Origin of the sequence: Nocardiopsis sp. CA-288880, assembly GCF_050955985.1 — a bacterium.
GTDB classification, from domain to species: domain Bacteria; phylum Actinomycetota; class Actinomycetes; order Streptosporangiales; family Streptosporangiaceae; genus Nocardiopsis; species Nocardiopsis tropica.
Genome location: NZ_CP192105.1, coordinates 3,746,161 through 3,762,587, shown reverse-complemented (window position 1 = coordinate 3,762,587; position 16,427 = coordinate 3,746,161). Strand labels below are relative to the sequence as shown.

Sequence of the window (16,427 nt, the reverse complement as noted above, 5' to 3'; positions counted from 1 at the left end):
GGGTGATGTGGACGACACTAGGTGTGGCGTGAGGGCCGCAGCCACCGCGTGCGGCAACTTGGCCGGTGGCGGCCAGGGGGGAACTTCGCGGTCGGCCGGGGCGTTTCCGGCGGGGTCCGGCGAACGCGCGGACACGCGACCCCGCTTCCGGGAGTGAGGGGTGCCGTGTCGGCCGAACCCCCTAGACTGGGCCCCTTCCCGCGCGGACGCGGGGGTCGGTCCGCGGTCGGCGCGCCACCCGCCGTTGGCTACGATCGCGGGGGTCCCGGGCGCGCGGTCGCGGGACGACAGTCGCGGCAGAGTCGGAGGATGAGGACGTTGGGTCCCCTAGAGAACACTGACCCCGAACGCATTGGCCGGTACCGGCTGATCGGGCGCCTGGGCGCCGGCGGCATGGGGCAGGTGTTCTTCGGACGCTCGGCCGCCGGCCGGGCCGTCGCGGTCAAGCGCATCCATCCGCACCTGGCCGCGGACGCCTCCTTCCGCCAGCGCTTCGCGCGCGAGGTCACCGCGGCCCGCCAGGTGAGCGGGGCGTTCACCGCCCCGGTGATCGACGCGGGCCCCGACGACGAGGTGCCGTGGCTGGTCACCTCCTACGTTCCCTCGCTGCCCCTGGACGAGGCGGTGCAGGCGTACGGGCCGCTCCCGGAGGCGAGTGTGCGGGTGCTCGCCGCGGGGCTCGCCGAGGCGCTCGTGGAGATCCACCGGGTCGGCCTGATCCACCGCGACCTGAAGCCGGGCAACGTGCTGCTGTCCGAGGACGGGCCGCGGGTGATCGACTTCGGCATCGCCCGTGCCACGGACGGCACGGCCGCCACCCAGTCCATCATCGGGACCCCGGGGTTCATGAGCCCCGAGCAGGTGCAGGGGGAGCACCTGACGCCTGCCGGCGACCTGTTCGCCTACGGCGCCGTCCTGGCCTTCGCGGCGTCGGGCACCGGGCCCTTCGGCGAGGGCAACATGCCGACCATGGTCATGCGCATCATCAGCCGGGAGCCCGACCTCTCGGCGGTGCCCGAGAGCCTGCGCCACCTGGTCGCCGCCTGCCTGTCCAAGGACCCGCAGGGACGGCCCGGGCCGGGCGAGATCCTCGACTACCTGGGCGATGTGCACGCCGGGGCGTCCTGGCTGCCCCCGACGGTGATGGCGGGCGTGCAGGAGCAGGTGGCCAAGGTCAACCGTGCGCTGGCGACCTCGGCGGGGGACCCGCAGGCCACCGGCGGCCACCAGCGCACGGAGGTGCTCGGCGCCGGCGGCGCGGCCGCCCTGGGCGGTGCGGCCGGGGCCCTGGGGGGAGCCGCCGCTGCGGGGGCGTTCGGAGACGACCAGGCCACCCGGGTCGCGGGCACGCAGGGCGCCGGCCACGGGGCGGGTTCCGCGCCGGACGGGTACCAGCCCACGGCGCAGTTCCCGCCCACGCAGCAGCAGCCCGGACAGGCGGCCTCCTCGTACGGGCAGGGGGCCACGTCCCAGTACCAGCAGGGGCAGGCGTACGGCGACCAGGGCGCGGACGACCCCTACGCCGACCTGTACGGCGGGCCCCGCGGGGGGCGTGCCGACACCGGCGCCCACCAGAGGCGCCAGGAGGAGGAGCGCCGCAGGCAGCAGGAGGAGCAGCGCCGCCTGGCCGCGGAGCAGCAGCGCCAGCAGGAGGAGCAGCGGCGCCGCATGGAGGAGCAGAGGATCGAGGAGCGCCGCCGGCAGGAGGCCGAGCGCGTGCACCGCGACCGCCTGCGCGCGGAGCAGGACGCGGCCCGCCGGGCGCAGTCCGAGGCGCGCCGGGCCGACCAGCCCGGCCTGTGGGGTTTCGTCAAGCTCCTGCCGCTGCTGGTCCTGCCGCTGATCCAGATCCCGCTGGGGTACGGTGCGGCCCTGGCGTGGGCGTGGTTCACCACCGAGACGGATGTGTGGACCGGTTCGGCCTACTACTTCGAGCCGCTGTCGATGGACGGGTTCTGGCACGCGACGATGCTGGGCTACTTCCTCCTCAACAACCTGGTGTCGCTGGAGTTCCTGGTGCGTTCGCTGCGCACCTCGTTCGTCACGGGGGCGGTGCTCGCCCTGGGCGTCGTCGCGGCGACCAACGGCCTGCTGTACAGCTTCGGTTTCTGGGGCTGACCGGGGAGGGCGCCCCCGAGGGGCCCCGGGCCCGCCCGGGGCGCCGTGCCGGTGGGGGCGGAGCGGGTCCTCGGGCCTGCTCCGCCCCCACCGGCGGCGATCGCCCGGGGCACCGGTCCGGCCGGGCGGCCGCCCGGGGACGGCGCGGGGCGGTTCCCGTCGTCGGGGCGGCCCCGGCCCCCTCTTCGGGCCTCTCGCGCACGGGGCCCGCGCATGTCCGCCGGTGTCCGCTTCCCGTCTTCCGGGCAGGTCCCTCGCACACGGGGCCCGCGGGGCCCGTGCGGTGCGAGTCGGCGGGCCTCGCCGGGCCCGGTTCCGAATACTTTCCTGAGGGTGCGAAAACACTGACCTTTGCGCGCTCCGGCGTTCGCGGCGGTGGGCTCGCGCGGAGGCGGCCCCGGGCGTCCGGACGGTGATCGGCGCACGTCGGGGGCGCACGGTCGGCGCGAGGGCGGACGGGGTTCCGCAAGGGTCTGTAGCTCAGCGTGTCCGGTTCGATCCGTACCGCGAAAATTCTTCTCCAGGACCCGTTGTGGGCCTGTGTCGTTCCTGTTAACTTGCACGGTGCAAGGCCATGGGAGCGTTCCCAAAATGAATGCCCGCTCATGGTGCTCACGAAAGTCCCGATACGCCCCCGCCCCCCGTCGGGGCGGCGCAGCCGATTCCTCGGCGGGCGCCGCCGTGGTGCGAGGAAAAGGGGCGGTCGGGGCAGCCCTGCCGGGACCCTCGCCGGGTCCACCCGGAACGGGCAGGGCAGGAGCCGCCGGAAGGCCGGGCGGACAGGCCCGCAGACGGAAAGGAAGACCCCCCGTGAAGACTGTGACCAAGGCGGGCGCGATCGCCGCGGCCGGCACCCTCGCAGGTGCGCTGGCCGTGTCGCTCGCCCCGCAGCCCGCCGCCGCCCACGGCGCGTTCACCTACCCCGCCAGCCGCACCTACGCCTGCTACGTCGACGGACTCGAGGGCGGTGCGGGCGGCAACGTCGAGCCGACCAACCCCGCCTGCGCCGACGCCCTGGCCGAGGGCGGCTCGTACCCGTTCTGGAACTGGTTCGGCAACCTCATCAGCGACGCCGACGGCCGCCACCAGGAGGTCGTGGCCGACGGCGAGCTGTGCGGGCCCACCCCCGCCTTCTCCGCGTTCAACGCGGCGCGCACCGACTGGCCGACCACCGGCCTGCCCTCGGGGCAGACGGTCGAGTTCCACCACAACGCCTGGGCCCAGCACCCGGGTACGTTCTTCACCTACGTCACCGAGGAGGGGTGGGACCCCGGCTCCCCGCTCGCCTGGGACGACCTGGAGCTCATCGACGAGGTGACCGACCCGCCGCTGCGCCAGGGCGGGGTCCAGGGCGCCGAGTACTACTGGGACGTCGACCTGCCCGAGCGGCAGGGCCAGCACATCGTGTACGTGGTGTGGGAGCGCTCGGACAGCCCCGAGGCGTTCTACAACTGCTCGGACGTCGTCTTCGGGTGATCCGCCGCCCCGGCCGCGCCGTTCCCCGCCCCGGGGAACGGCGCGGCCGGCCGACGTGTCCGCATCCGCCGCCGAACGCCTCTAGGGGCGTGGCAGACCGGTGTAGTTCTCCGCCAGCTGGGTCGAGGCGGCCCGGGAGGAGGCCAGGTACTCCAGGTGCGAGAGCTGGAGGCGGTGGTCGAAGGCGTCGCCCGAGGTGTGCAGCAGCGTGGTCATCCAGTAGGAGAAGTGCTCGGCCCGCCACACCCGGCGCAGCGCCGCGGCCGAGTAGTCCTCCAGCGCCCCCGTCCCGCCGTGCGTGTACCGGGCGCGCAGGCCCTCCGCGAGCAGGGCCACGTCGTGCAGCGCCAGGTTGAGCCCCTTGGCCCCGGTGGGCGGCACGATGTGCGCGGCGTCCCCGGCCAGGTAGAGGCGCCCGTGGCTCATCGGCTCGGTGACCAGGCTGCGCATGGGGGTCAGGCCCTTGGAGGTGAGCGGTCCGCGCCGCAGTTCCCAGCCGGGCACGGCCATGCGCTCGGCCAGCTCCTCCCACACCCGCTCCTCCGGCCAGTCGTCGGGGTCGGTGCCGTTGGGCACCTGGAGGTAGAGGCGGCTCACCTCCTCCGAGCGCATGCTGTGCAGGGCGAAGCCGCGCTCGTGGCGGGCGTAGACCAGCTCCTCGCACGAGGGCGGCACGTCGGCCAGCACGCCCAGCCAGCTGAAGGGGTAGAGGCGCTCGAAGGTGCGGACGACGCCCTCGGGCAGGCTGCGCCTCCCGATCCCGTGGAAGCCGTCGCAGGCCGCCACGTAGTCGCACTCCAGCACCTGCTCCCGGCCCTCCAGGGTGTAGCGCACGCGGGGGCCGTCGGTCTCGATCCCCTCGATCGCGGTGGCCCGGGCCCCGAAGAGGACCTCTCCTCCGTCGGCCAGGCGCCGGGCGGTCAGGTCCTTGACGATCTCGGTCTGCGCCCAGATCTCGACGCGGCGCCCGCACAGGTCGGAGAAGTCCACGCGGTGGGAGCGGCCGTCGAAGCGCAGTTCGATGCCGTCGTGGGTGATGCCCTCGCGGTCCATGCGCTCGCCGAGACCGCTGCGGCGGAGGAGGCGGGCGACTCCGTGTTCCACGACGCCCGCGCGCTGGCGGGCCTCGACGTAGTCGCGGTCCCGCGTTTCCAGCACCACCGACTCGATACCGGCCAGGTGCAGCAGGTGGGAGAGCAGGAGGCCGGCGGGTCCTGCTCCGATGATGCCGACGCGTGTGCGCATCAGGTGTCCCCTCGTCGGTCGGGCGCGGCGCCCGGGTGTCACAGATGTTCCTTGTGCGAACACATATTCACATGACGAACGAACAGGAGGGGTGGTGGGCCCCGCCAGGCGGCGCGGACCCCGGGGCGTCCCGCCCGGGCGCGGCCGTCCCGCCGTCCCGCCGTCGCGCCTGCGGCGTCGAAATGCGCCCGCACCACGTCTTGACCCGGTGAGGCGCATCACCTATGTTCGCCAAAAGAACAAGTGTTCGCAAAACGTACAGTGGTGGGCGCCGGCGCCCACCCCGACGCGGTTGGAGCGCCGATGCGCCGTGGGCCGGCAGTCCTCACCACCGGGGCCGCACCGCCGGCCGCACCCGCGGGCGGCGGCGCCCGCCCGCGCCGGGCCGCCCGCGCGGGCCCCGGCAGGCCGCTCCTCGGGGCCCTGGGCATCGCCGCCCTCCTCGCGCTCTGGGAGGCCGCGCCGCGCCTGGGAGCCGTCTCCGCCCGCCACCTGCCGCCCGCCTCGGAGGTCCTGGCCACCCTGGCCGAACGCGCCGCCACGACCGCCTTCTGGGCGGCCGTGGGCGACACGCTCACCGGATGGGCCCTGGGCCTGGCCATCGCCTTCGCCGCCGCCGTCCTGCTCGGCCTCACCCTGGGCTCGCTGCCCCGGGTGCGCGCCTTCACCGACTCCACGGTGGACTTCCTGCGTCCCATCCCCTCGGTCGCGCTCATCCCGCTCGCCGTCCTCATGTACGGCACCGACCTGCGCTCCACCCTGCTCCTGGTCGTGTACGCCTCCTTCTGGCTCCTCTACATCCAGGTCCTGTACGGGGTGGCCGACGTCGACCCCGTCGCCGAGCAGACCGCGCGCTCCTACGGTCTCGGCCGCCTGGCCCGCGTCCGCCACGTCGTGTGGCCCACCACCCTGCCCTACCTGATGACGGGCCTGCGCCTGGCCGCGGCGGTCGCGCTCATCCTGTCCGTCACCGCCCAGCTCGTCATCGGCTCCCCGGGCCTGGGCCGCGAGATCGCCGTCGCCCAGTCCAGCGGCGCCGTCGCCTCGGTCTACGCGCTCATCGTCGCCACCGGCGGCCTCGGGGTCCTGGTCAACACCGGGGTGCGCGCCCTGGAGCGCCGCGTCCTGCACTGGCACGCGTCCGTCCGCGGGGAGGCCGCGGCATGAACCGTCCCCTCGGGACCGCCCGGTCCGACGACGGCGCCGGGACGCGGGCCCCGGCCGGGCGGCCGCGCCGCGGCGCCGCGGGCCGGCTGGGCCTGCGCACCCTGCACGTGCTCCTGCTCCCCGTCGTGCTCGTCGGGGTCTACGCCTACGCCGGCGCCGCCTCGGACAGCTACTACGCGCCCACCCCCGACCTCATCGCCGCCGCCTTCGTCGAGCTGTGGTTCTCCGAACGCCTCTTCACCGACGTGCTCCCGAGTATCGCCCGCCTGCTCACCGGCTTCACCGTCGCGGCGGTCCTCGGCGTGGGCCTGGGGGTCCTGCTGGGCCTGTCCCCCCGGACCCGGGCCTTCCTGGAACCCGTCCTGGAGTTCCTGCGCGCCGTCCCGCCGCCGGTCCTGGTGCCGCTGATGATCCTGCTGGCCGGCATCGACGACTCCATGAAGGTCCTGGTGATCGTCTCCGGCTGCGTGTGGCCCGTCCTGCTCAACACCGTGGAGGGCGTCCGCGCCGTGGACCCGGTCCTGGCCGACACCGCCCGCTGCTACGGCATCACCGGAGCCACACGGCTGCGCGTCCTGGTCCTGCGCTCGGCGGCTCCGCAGATCATGGCCGGGCTGCGCCTGGCCCTGGCCCTGGCGATCATCCTCATGGTCATCAGCGAGATGTTCGCCAGCTCCAGCGGCCTGGGGTTCGCCGTCGTCCAGTTCCAGCGCAGCTTCGCCATCCCCGAGATGTGGGCGGGCATGGTCCTGCTCGGCCTGATCGGTTTCGCCCTGTCGGCGCTGTTCGAGCTCGTCGAGGGCCGCGTCCTGGGCTGGTACCGGGGTCTGCGCGCCGCGAACCGGGGCGGGTGAGCCCATGGGCGCAGCCGCGGGACCGACCACGACCGACCACGAGGGAGAACGCCCCACCATGCTCAAGGTCACCGGCCTCCGGAAGGTCTACGACGGGGGAGCCGCCGCCGTCGAGGCCGTCCGCGACCTCACCTTCGAACTCGCCGAGGGCGAGCTCGTCTGCCTCGTCGGCCCCTCCGGCTGCGGCAAGACCACCCTGCTCAAGTGCATCGCCGGGCTCATGCCGCCCACCGGCGGCACCGTCGAGCTCGAAGGCCGCCCCGTCACCGCGCCGCCGCCCGACATGGCCGTGGTCTTCCAGGAGTACGGGCGCAGCCTCTTCCCGTGGATGAGCGTGCGCGCCAACGTCGAACTGCCGCTGAAGCAGAAGAGGCTCCCCGCGGAGCGGCGCACCGGACTCGTCCGCGAGGCACTGGAGGCGGTGGGGCTGGCCGGGTCCGCCGACGCCTACCCCTGGCAGCTCTCCGGCGGCATGCAGCAGCGGGTGGCCATCGCCCGCGCCGTCGCCTACGAGCCCAAGGTCCTGCTCATGGACGAGCCCTTCGCCGCCGTCGACGCGCAGACCCGTGCCGACCTGGAGGACCTGATCCGCGCGCTCTGGAAGCGCCTCGGGGTCACCGTCCTGTTCGTCACCCACGACATCGACGAGGCCGTCTACCTGGGGGAGCGGGTCCTCGTGCTCTCCTCCTCGCCGACCGTGGTGCAGGACGACGTCACCGTCGACCTGCCTGCCCGGCGGGACCAGCTCACCACCCGCCGGGACGGTCGCTTCACCGAGCTGCGCACCCGCGTCTACGCCGAGATCCAGAGGGCGAAGAGGGGCGTCGCGGGGGCGGACGGCCGCCCGCGGGACCAGACTGGGGGCCGGGACGGCAACCCGGTCGCCGGCGGGGCCCCGGCGGGCTGACCGCCCACCGTCCACGGGCGCCGGTCCCGTGCACCGGCCCCACCGAACCGCTCCCGCACGCACGCGCGGGAAACCGTCGAAGGAGACACACCGTGACCCTGATCGCCTCCGAGGAGTTCGCCTCCGCCGTCTTCACCGGGGCGTGGACCCCGGCCAAGGGCGGTGACGCCCCCGTGGTCTCGCCGTCGAGCGGGGAGGTGCTGGGACGCACCGGCATCGCCGACGCCGACGACGTCCGCGACGCCGCCGCGCGGGCCGCCCTGGCCCAGAGGGGGTGGGCCGCCGCCTCCTTCGAGGAGCGGGCCGCCGTCCTGCGCCGCGCCGGAGACCTGCTGGAGGCCAACGCCGGCGAGATCATGGGGTGGCTGCGCCGCGAGGGCGGCGCGGCGGCCGGGATGGCCGGCTTCCAGGTGCACGTGGCCGCGGGGGAGTGCTTCGAGGCCGCCGCCCTGGCCTCCCAGCCGCACGGCGAGATCCTGCGCACCGGGAAGCCGAGGCTGAGCTTCTCCCGCCAGGTGCCGGCCGGGGTGGTCGGTGTGATCGCCCCGTTCAACGTGCCCCTGATCCTGGGCATCCGCTCGGTCGCCCCGGCCCTGGCCGTCGGCAACGCCGTGATCCTCAAGCCCGACCCGCGCACCGCGGTCTGCGGGGGCGCCGTCATGGCCGAGGTCTTCCGCAGGGCGGGTGTCCCCGAGGGCGTCTTCCAGGTGCTGCCCGGAGGGGCCGCTGCGGGGGAGGCCCTGGTGGCCGACCCGCACGTGCGGGTCATCTCCTTCACCGGGTCCACCGCCGCCGGGCGCAGGGTCGGAGAGGCGGCCGGGCGCCACCTCAAGCGGGTCCACCTGGAACTGGGCGGGAACTCGCCGCTGGTGGTCCTGGACGACGTGGACGTGGACGTGGACGCGGCCGCCTCCGTCGGCGCCTGGGGCTCGTTCCTGCACCAGGGGCAGATCTGCATGACCGCCGGCCGCCACCTGGTGCACGAGTCCGTCGCCGACGCCTACGTGGACCGGCTCTCGGCCAGGGCGGACGCACTGACCGTGGGAGACGCCGAGTCGGACGGCTCGGCGCTCGGACCGGTCATCGACGCCGGGCAGCGCGACAAGATCCACGCGCTGGTCACGGGCAGCGTGGACCACGGGGCCGAGCTGCGCGCCGGCGGGACCTACGAGGGGCTGTTCTACCGGCCGACCGTCCTGGACCGGGTCGACGCCGCGACCCCCGCCTACGCGGAGGAGGTGTTCGGGCCGGTCGCCCCGGTCGTGCGCTTCTCCTCGGTGGACGAGCTGGTGGAGCTGGCCAACTCCACGGAGTACGGCCTGTCCCTGGGCGTGCTCACCCGCAACCCGATGCGCGGCATGGAGATCGCGGACCGGGTGCCCAGCGGGATCGTGCACATCAACGACCAGACCGTGGACGACGAGGCCGTCGCCCCCTTCGGCGGTGTGGGCGACTCCGGGACGGGGTCCCGTTTCGGCGGCACCCGCGCCAACCTGGAGGCGTTCACCGAGACCCAGTGGGTGACGATGCAGGCCGACCCGGCCCGCTACCCGTTCTGACCCGGGACCGGCGGCGGGGGCGCGGGGCTCTCGGAGCCCCCACCGGTCCCCGGCGGCCGGGCCCCGGGGCCTGCGGGCGGGGGAGCGCGCCACGCGCCCGCGCCCCTCGCCGTCCGCGCCGAGGCGGAGCAGGCGGGCGCCGCGTGCCCTCCGAGGGCCCGCGCCCCTCACTCCCGCGCGGCGGCCTCCGGCACGGATGCGGAGACCGCTCCCAGCGCCCTCAGCAGATAGGGGAGCAGCCGCTCCGCCATGTCCACGCCCGGTCGTGACCCCGGGGTGTGGGGGATGAGGAAGGTGTGGCTCACCATGGGCCCGATGACCATCTCCCCCACCACGAGGGCGTCCTCCACCGGGGGGATCTCCCCGCGCCCGGCCGCCCGGTCCAGGACGGCGCCGACCCGCTCCTGCAGGGGCATGACGAACTGCTCCACGAGCACGTCTGCCAGGGCCCGGTTGTGGGCGGCCTCGCCCAGGACGGCGCGCAGGAGGCGTCCGGAGGGCCCGTCCAGCGCGGCGGCCTTGTCGTGCAGGAGGGCGCTCAGGTCCGAGCGCAGGTCGCCGGTGTCGCGGTCGGGGCCCAGCTCCTCGGCCCAGGCGCGGGCGGCGCCGACGACGAGGTCCTCCTTGGAGCGCCAGCGGCGGTAGAGGGTGGCGGTGGAGACCCCGGCCCGTTTGGCGACGGCCGCGGTGGTCAGGCCGCTGTAGCCGTTGGCCTGGAGTTCGGCGAGGGTGGCGTCCATCAGCGCGCGGTCCCGGGCGGCGTCCCGCGGGCGCCCCCGGCGGGGGGTGCGGGAGACGTCGGGCAGATGGTCGGTGGTCATACCGGAATCCTATGCGAGCGCCCTGTTGGAAACGAAACACTTTCGTTTACCATCGGTTCATGACGACAACCGACACCCCCGCCGAACCGCTGACCCTGACCACCGACATCCCGCCGATCGTGGCAGGGCTGCGCTCGGCGTTCGCGTCGGGACGCACCAAGCCGATCGCGTGGCGGCGCGCCCAGCTGCGCGCGCTGCGGCGCCTCCTCACCGAGGAGCGGCCGACCCTGGAGAAGGCCCTGTACACCGACCTGGGCAAGAGCCCGGTGGAGGCCCACACCACCGAGATCGGCTTCGTGGTCAACGAGATCGACCACACGCTCAAGCACCTGGCGTCGTGGCTGCGCCCGCAGCGGGTGCCGGTGCCGGTGGCCCTGGCCCCGGCCAGGGCGCGCAAGGTCCGCGAGCCGCTCGGCACCGTGCTGATCGTCGCGCCCTGGAACTACCCGGTCAACCTGTCGCTGGCGCCCCTGGTGGGCGCGATCGCGGCGGGCAACGCGGCCCTGGTCAAGCCCAGCGAGCTCGCCCCGGCCACCTCGGCGGCTTTGGGGGAGCTGGTGCCCCGGTACCTGGACGGCGAGGCGATCGCGGTGGTGGAGGGCGGCATCCCCGAGAGCACCGCCCTGCTGGAGGAGCGCTTCGAGCACATCTTCTACACGGGCAACGGCGCGGTGGCCCGCATCGTCCTGGCCGCGGCCGTCAAGCACCTGACCCCCGTCACCCTGGAACTGGGCGGGAAGAGCCCGGCCGTGGTCGAGCCCGGCGCGGACCTGGCGGTCACCGCACGGCGCCTGGCCTGGGGCAAGTTCACCAACGCGGGCCAGACCTGTGTGGCCCCCGACTACGTGCTCGCGATCGGGGACACCGCCGAACCCCTCCAGCGGGAGCTGGCGGCCGCCATCACGGAGATGTTCGGCGAGGACCCCTCCCGCAGCGCCGACTACGGACGCATCGTCAACGAGCGCCACTTCGACCGGCTGTCCGCCCTGCTGGAGAGCGGGACGGTGACGGCCGGGGGAGAGCGCGACCGCAAGCGGCTCTACATCTCCCCCACGGTGCTGGGCGACGTCGACCCCGACTCGCCCGTGATGGGCGAGGAGATCTTCGGGCCGATCCTGCCCGTCGTCCGGGTGCCGGACCTGGACGCCGCGATCGCCTTCGTCAACGAGCGGGACAAGCCGCTGGCGCTGTACGGTTTCACGGCCTCGGACCTGACCAAGCGGCGCCTGACGACCGAGACCTCCTCGGGCGGCCTGGCGTTCGGCCTGCCCATCGCCCACCTGGCCGTCCCCGGCCTGCCCTTCGGAGGCGTGGGGGACAGCGGCATGGGCGCCTACCACTCGGCGGCCTCGATCGACACGTTCTCGCACACCAAGTCGGTGCTCGACAAGTCGCTCTTCATGGACACGATGAAGGTCGCCTACGCGCCCATCACGGGCGTCAAGGAGAAGCTGCTCCGCAAGCTCCTGTGACCGGGGCCGGGCCGGCGGGGCCCCGCGGGCACTCCACGGCGGCGGGTGCGCGGCCCGTGCCCCGCCGCCGTGGGCCCGCCACGCGCCGGCGGCCCGGTCCGAGGTCCCCGTGGGGGCTCGGACCGGGCCGCGGACGCGCCCCCCGGGGATCAGTCCTCGCCGCCGTCCCCGTCCTCCCCGTCCTCGTCGTCCTGGCCGGCGGGCTGGGCGTCGGTGTACACCTTGCCCGCGGTGAGCGCGTCCGCGCCGAAGATGTCGGTGACCGTCACGAAGTGGTAGCCCTCCCGGTGCAGCCCCGAGAGCACGTCCGGGATGGCCCGCACCGACGTCTCGTGGATGTCGTGGAAGAGGACGACGCTGCCGGGCACGGAGTGCTCCAGCGCGTGCTCGCTGATCGCGCCGGTGTCGCGGCTCTGCCAGTCCAGGGTGTCCACGTCCCACAGGATGAGCGGCTGCTCGACGGCCTCGCGCACCGTGCCGTTGAGCGACCCGTAGGGCGGGCGGATGGTCGGCGGGTCGGAGCCGGTCACCTCCTTCACGGCCTGGTTGGTGCGCTCGATGTCCCGTCGCACCGCCTCGCCCGACATGCCCGCGAGGTCGTCGTGCTTCCAGGTGTGGTTGCCGAGCTCGTGCCCCTCCGCCGCCATGCGCTCCAGGGGCTCGGGGAACTCGCCCACCAGGGACCCCAGCACGTAGAAGGTGGCGCGGGCGTCGTACTCGGCGAGGATGTCCAGGAGTTCGTCGGTGTGCTCGCCGGGCCCGTCGTCGAAGGTCAGGGCCACGCACTTGAGGCGCTCGCAGTCCAGGGCGCCGGCCCGGGCGCTCAGCCCCCCGCCCAGGGGGAAGTCCTCGTCGGCGGTGTTCCGGCCCAGCGCGGCCTCGCGGGCGTGGTAGCCCAGCTCGGACAGCAGCTCCTCGGCCTCCCCGGGCTCCACCGGCAGCAGCACCTCGTCGACGCTGCCCGCGCCCGGCACGTCGGCCGCCTCCATGCGGACGGCCAGGCCGCCCGCGGTGCTGAACGCCAGGTCCTCCAGAGGGGAGCCCGCCCAGCGCTCGGCGGCCTCCGCGGCCTGCTCCGGGTCGGCCAGGTCCAGGGGATCGCCGCCCCCGTCCGACCCGCCGTCGGGGTCGCCCCCGGGGGACGGGGCGCCGTCGGCGGCGGCGGTGTCGGCGCCCTCCTCCCCGTTCTGCGCGGCCCGGGCGGCGACCTCGCCGACCAGGCCCGGCATCTCCTGGACCGGGAGGCGGTAGCTGTCCTCCAGGATCCCGGCCACCTCCAGGTGCGCCTGCTCGATGGCGGCCTCGTCGCGAAAGAGCGAGGTCCAGGGCAGGATCCTCTCCCCGGCGACGTCGTACCACAGGCTGCGCGCGTCGAAGGTGTCGTTGGTCCCCGCGGAGGCGGTCGCGGTGAGCCGCAGCCCGACGACCTCGGAGGAGGCGGCCAGCAGGGCCACGTCCTGGTGCAGTTCCGGGGTGCCGCCCCCGGGAAGCTCCTCCAGGAAGGCCGTCTGCCGCTCGGCCATGGAGGTGCGGAGCTCGGTCATGAGCGCGGGCGCGCCGCCCAGCAGCGGATACCGGTAACTCACCACACTGTGGTCGGTGGTCACCGACAGGGTCTCCGACTCCAGGCCGGGCATCTCGTCGACCGGGGTGCGGACCGCCTCGGCGTACGGGAGCGCCTGGTCCGCGGCATGGCAGCCCGGGACCAGGAGCAGGCCCAGGGCAGCGCTGACAGAGAGATTTCTTCGCAGTGAGGTGACAGCCACGGGGGGACCATATCGAAGGGCCCGGCCGGGGAAGGACCACCGCGCGTCTCCTGGGGCACTCTGGGTGCCGAATTGGCCAATTCGATGCACTCACCAGGCCGAACGGGACCGTGAACGCCTCCGCGGCCCCGTCGGCCGACCCCTCAGGCCGTCGGGGGAGCGGCCCCCGCGACCTCGGCCACGGTGCGCACGATCTCGCGCACCTGGGCCAGGACCGCGGCGTTCTCGCCCGGGTCCGCGACCTCGGGCAGGTGGACGTGCCCGGCCGGGACCTCCCACCCGGAGCGGTCCCGGAGCAGCGTGTTGCGGTAGGCGATCTCGTTGGAGAGGTAGTTCCCGCCGCCCCCGCGGCGCGCGGCGGAGCCCTCGCTGGGGCCGTCGGGCCGCTCCCTCTGCTCGTCGGCCCCGGCGGGGACCTCGGTGACCGCGGTGTTGACCACCACCGGGTAGGGGCGCCCCGCGGCGGCCTCCGCGATCCTGGCACCGGGGAGCGACGAGCGCGTCCACTCCGGCGCGTCGGGTCCGGGCACCGGGGCCCGGCCGGTGCGGACCTCGCGGACGTTGTCCGGCCCCCCTCCGCGCCAGATCCCGTTCCACTCCTCGATGTCGAACCGTCCGGGGCGCCCCCGGCTGAGGGTGACCACGGCGTCGGCGCGCCCGTGCTGTTCGGCCAGGGCCTCCTCCACCAGTCCGGCGTCGAAGTCCGCCCACCGCACGGGGAACACCGCGGTGCGCACCACGGCGGTCCGCCCGCCCACGGGGAAGGTCCATCCGTTGAGGTCCAGGGCGGCGGCCCCCGACGGGTTGGAGCACCCCGGGTCCTCGTCCAGGCGGAAGGGGTCGAAACCGGTCACGACGATCCGGATCCACCGCTCGCCCGGAGGGAAGTCGAGGTCGGTGATCCCCCGCGAGCCGGTCTCCAGCAGGTGCAGCAGGTCCGCGCGCTCGGCCTCGGAGAGCGCGAACCCCGGTCTCCAGGTGCGCAGGCGGGCGGCGAGCACCAGCCGCGCCCAGTACGGGGGGCGGTCGTCGGGGCCGTCGACGTCGGTGCGTGTGGCCTCGGTCCACAGGCGGGAGGCGTGTGCGGAGACCGCCTCGCGGGCCTGGGCGAGGTCGGCGGCGGCGCGCAGGTCGGCGCTGAACAGGGGTTCGGCTGCGCCGAAACCGGAACGGGCCAGGATGCGGCGGGGCTCGGGGAGTCCGGCGCGGTCCTCTTCGGGCGTGGTGTCGTGGTGCACGGGGTCGCTGTCTGTCGGAAGGCGGGGCTGGCGTGTGCGGGGATCCGGGGGGTGGAGCCAGCCGAGTCTAACGTCGCCCGAACCCCGCTGTGGCAGGGGTGCGCGGCGCGTCCCGGAACGGGTCCCGGGGGCTGGACCGGGCGGCTCGGACTTGGCAGGGTGTGTGGTGACCGCAGGCCCTCTCAACGGAGAGAGAAACACATGGACACTTCCGCCCTCCCCGACACCGAGCGACTCGCCGAGCGCGCGAGGGAGGCCCTGGGACGGTGCGGCGTCGAGCGGCTGCGCGAACCGGTCGGGGCCGCCGGGGTGGCCAGGACGCCGATCACCGGACAGATCCTCTTCCCCGTCGAGTTCGACACCGCGGCCTCCGCCGAGCGGGCCGTCACCGCCGCCCACGAGGCCTTCACGTCGCAGTGGCGGGACACCCCGGCGCCCGTGCGGGGCCGGCTCGTGCACCGGCTGGGCGAGCTCCTGCGCGAGCACAAGGCGGACCTGGCCGCGCTGGTGACCGTGGAGGCGGGCAAGATCCACTCCGAGGCCCTGGGCGAGGTCCAGGAGATGATCGACATCTGCGACCTCGCGGTGGGCCTGTCCCGGCAGCTGTACGGCCGCACCATGCCCTCCGAGCGGCCCGGCCACCGTCTGATGGAGACCTGGCACCCCCTGGGCGTGGTCGGTGTGATCACGGCGTTCAACTTCCCGGTGGCCGTGTGGTCGTGGAACACCTGTGTGGCGCTGGTGTGCGGCGACACGGTGGTGTGGAAGCCCTCGGAGCTGACCCCGCTCACCGCGCTCGCCTGCCACGGGCTCCTGATGAGGGCGGCGGAGGACGTGGGCGCGCCCGCCGACGTCCACCGGCTGGTGCTGGGGGGCCGCGAGGTCGGTGGGGCCCTGGTGGAGGACGGGCGGGTGGCGCTGCTGTCGGCGACCGGGTCGACGGCGATGGGCCGCGCCGTCGCGCCGCGCGTGGCCGCGCGGATGGGCCGCTACCTGCTGGAGCTGGGCGGCAACAACGCGGCCGTGGTCGCCCCGTCCGCCGACCTGGACCTGGTGGTGCGCGGGAGCGTGTTCGCCGCGGCGGGGACGGCGGGGCAGCGGTGCACGAGCCTGCGGCGGCTCATCGTGCACGAGGACGTGGCCGACGAGGTCGCCCGGCGGGTCGTGGACGCCTACAAGCAGCTGCGGGACCGCATCGGGGACCCCTTCGAGGAGTCGACCCTGGTGGGCCCCCTGATCGGCGAGCGCTCCCACACCGCGATGCGGGCCGCGCTGGAGCGCGCGGAGGCCGACGGGGGCGAGGTGCTGGTGGGCGGCGCCCGCAGGTGGGAGGAGGCCGCCGCGGACGCCTACTACGTGGAGCCCGCGGTGGTGCGCATGCCGGCGCAGACCGAGGTGGTGCGGGAGGAGACCTTCGCGCCCGTCCTGTACGTGCTGGCCTACAGCACGCTGGAGGAGGCGGTCGAGCTGCACAACGGCGTGCCGCAGGGGCTGTCGTCGGCGATCTTCACCCAGGACCAGGCCGAGGCCGAGCGGTTCCTGTCGGCGGCGGGGTCCGACTGCGGGATCGTCAACGTCAACATCGGCACCTCCGGCGCGGAGATCGGCGGCGCCTTCGGCGGTGAGAAGGACACCGGCGGCGGCCGCGAGTCGGGCTCGGACTCCTGGAAGGCGTACATGCGCCGGGCGACGAACACCGTGAACTACGGCGGCGAGCTGCCCCTGGCCCAGGGGGTCCGCTTCCTGTGACACGCCGGCGCCCGCGCCCCGTGGCGGGGCGCGGGCGCGGCCCCGCGAAAAAAGT

Annotated in this window: 12 protein-coding genes; 8 read left to right on the top strand and 4 right to left on the bottom strand. The window is 74.6% G+C overall.

The features are described 5' to 3' along the window. The first annotated feature begins 309 nt into the window (after nucleotides 1–309). Both ACQPYD_RS16540 and ACQPYD_RS16535 read left to right on the top strand, forming a co-directional pair. Nucleotides 310–2,118, top strand: coding sequence for a serine/threonine protein kinase (locus ACQPYD_RS16540; protein ID WP_433701876.1), 1,809 nt, complete (start codon nucleotides 310–312; stop codon nucleotides 2,116–2,118). An 810-nt stretch (nucleotides 2,119–2,928) separates the two neighbouring features. Further along, on the top strand, nucleotides 2,929–3,594 hold the full coding sequence (locus ACQPYD_RS16535; protein WP_355011849.1) for a lytic polysaccharide monooxygenase auxiliary activity family 9 protein: 666 nt from the start codon (nucleotides 2,929–2,931) through the stop codon (nucleotides 3,592–3,594). Nucleotides 3,595–3,675: 81 nt separating this feature from the next. Here the strand turns inward: ACQPYD_RS16535 and ACQPYD_RS16530 are convergent, their stop codons facing one another. Further along, nucleotides 3,676–4,839, bottom strand: coding sequence for a 4-hydroxybenzoate 3-monooxygenase (locus ACQPYD_RS16530; RefSeq protein ID WP_433701875.1), 1,164 nt, complete (start codon nucleotides 4,837–4,839; stop codon nucleotides 3,676–3,678). A gap of 303 nt (nucleotides 4,840–5,142) precedes the next feature. Between ACQPYD_RS16530 and ACQPYD_RS16525 the strand changes: the two genes are divergently transcribed. From ACQPYD_RS16525 to ACQPYD_RS16510, 4 genes are all read left to right on the top strand, one after another. After that, nucleotides 5,143–6,006: an ABC transporter permease gene (locus ACQPYD_RS16525; protein WP_433701874.1), complete on the top strand. Its 864-nt coding sequence runs from the start codon at nucleotides 5,143–5,145 to the stop codon at nucleotides 6,004–6,006. Then, entirely contained in the window at nucleotides 6,003–6,860 is an 858-nt protein-coding gene (locus tag ACQPYD_RS16520; RefSeq protein WP_433701873.1) for an ABC transporter permease, read from the top strand. Before ACQPYD_RS16525 ends, ACQPYD_RS16520 begins: the two co-directional genes overlap by 4 nt. A 58-nt stretch (nucleotides 6,861–6,918) precedes the next feature. Further along, entirely contained in the window at nucleotides 6,919–7,767 is an 849-nt protein-coding gene (locus ACQPYD_RS16515) for an ABC transporter ATP-binding protein (protein WP_433702072.1), read from the top strand. A gap of 92 nt (nucleotides 7,768–7,859) precedes the next feature. Then, a complete protein-coding gene (locus ACQPYD_RS16510) occupies nucleotides 7,860–9,326 on the top strand; it encodes an aldehyde dehydrogenase family protein (protein ID WP_433701872.1) in 1,467 nt (488 codons plus the stop codon). A gap of 167 nt (nucleotides 9,327–9,493) precedes the next feature. On the opposite strand, the gene ACQPYD_RS16505 is transcribed toward ACQPYD_RS16510, so the two are convergent. Next, nucleotides 9,494–10,147, bottom strand: a complete 654-nt coding sequence (locus ACQPYD_RS16505) for a TetR/AcrR family transcriptional regulator (RefSeq protein ID WP_433701870.1) — start codon at nucleotides 10,145–10,147, stop codon at nucleotides 9,494–9,496. A gap of 59 nt (nucleotides 10,148–10,206) precedes the next feature. Here ACQPYD_RS16505 and ACQPYD_RS16500 point away from each other — a divergent pair, with 59 nt between their 5' ends. Continuing rightward, nucleotides 10,207–11,619 carry an aldehyde dehydrogenase family protein gene (locus ACQPYD_RS16500; RefSeq protein WP_433701869.1) on the top strand — a complete coding sequence of 471 codons (1,413 nt, stop codon included), beginning with the start codon at nucleotides 10,207–10,209 and terminating at the stop codon, nucleotides 11,617–11,619. A 149-nt stretch (nucleotides 11,620–11,768) separates the two neighbouring features. Here ACQPYD_RS16500 and ACQPYD_RS16495 read toward each other — a convergent pair whose 3' ends face one another. Beyond that, nucleotides 11,769–13,385: a polysaccharide deacetylase family protein gene (locus tag ACQPYD_RS16495; RefSeq protein ID WP_433701868.1), complete on the bottom strand. Its 1,617-nt coding sequence runs from the start codon at nucleotides 13,383–13,385 to the stop codon at nucleotides 11,769–11,771. 143 nt (nucleotides 13,386–13,528) lie between these two features. Beyond that, nucleotides 13,529–14,623, bottom strand: a complete 1,095-nt coding sequence (locus tag ACQPYD_RS16490) for a pyroglutamyl peptidase (protein WP_433701867.1) — start codon at nucleotides 14,621–14,623, stop codon at nucleotides 13,529–13,531. 201 nt (nucleotides 14,624–14,824) lie between these two features. On the opposite strand from ACQPYD_RS16490, the gene amaB reads away from it, so the two are divergent. Next, nucleotides 14,825–16,372, top strand: a complete 1,548-nt coding sequence (amaB, locus tag ACQPYD_RS16485) for an L-piperidine-6-carboxylate dehydrogenase (protein WP_433701866.1) — start codon at nucleotides 14,825–14,827, stop codon at nucleotides 16,370–16,372. Nucleotides 16,373–16,427: the final 55 nt, after the last annotated feature.

What these genes read in the sequence shown, in the direction of transcription:
- ACQPYD_RS16540 (WP_433701876.1), top strand. Translation starts at nt 310, where the DNA reads ATGAGGACGTTGGGTCCCCTAGAGAACACTGACCCCGAACGCATTGGC.
- ACQPYD_RS16515 (WP_433702072.1), top strand. Translation starts at nt 6,919, where the DNA reads ATGCTCAAGGTCACCGGCCTCCGGAAGGTCTACGACGGGGGAGCCGCC.
- ACQPYD_RS16500 (WP_433701869.1), top strand. Translation starts at nt 10,207, where the DNA reads ATGACGACAACCGACACCCCCGCCGAACCGCTGACCCTGACCACCGAC.
- ACQPYD_RS16520 (WP_433701873.1), top strand. Translation starts at nt 6,003, where the DNA reads ATGAACCGTCCCCTCGGGACCGCCCGGTCCGACGACGGCGCCGGGACG.
- amaB (WP_433701866.1), top strand. Translation starts at nt 14,825, where the DNA reads ATGGACACTTCCGCCCTCCCCGACACCGAGCGACTCGCCGAGCGCGCG.
- ACQPYD_RS16505 (WP_433701870.1), bottom strand. Translation starts at nt 10,147, where the DNA reads ATGACCACCGACCATCTGCCCGACGTCTCCCGCACCCCCCGCCGGGGG.
- ACQPYD_RS16525 (WP_433701874.1), top strand. Translation starts at nt 5,143, where the DNA reads ATGCGCCGTGGGCCGGCAGTCCTCACCACCGGGGCCGCACCGCCGGCC.
- ACQPYD_RS16530 (WP_433701875.1), bottom strand. Translation starts at nt 4,839, where the DNA reads ATGCGCACACGCGTCGGCATCATCGGAGCAGGACCCGCCGGCCTCCTG.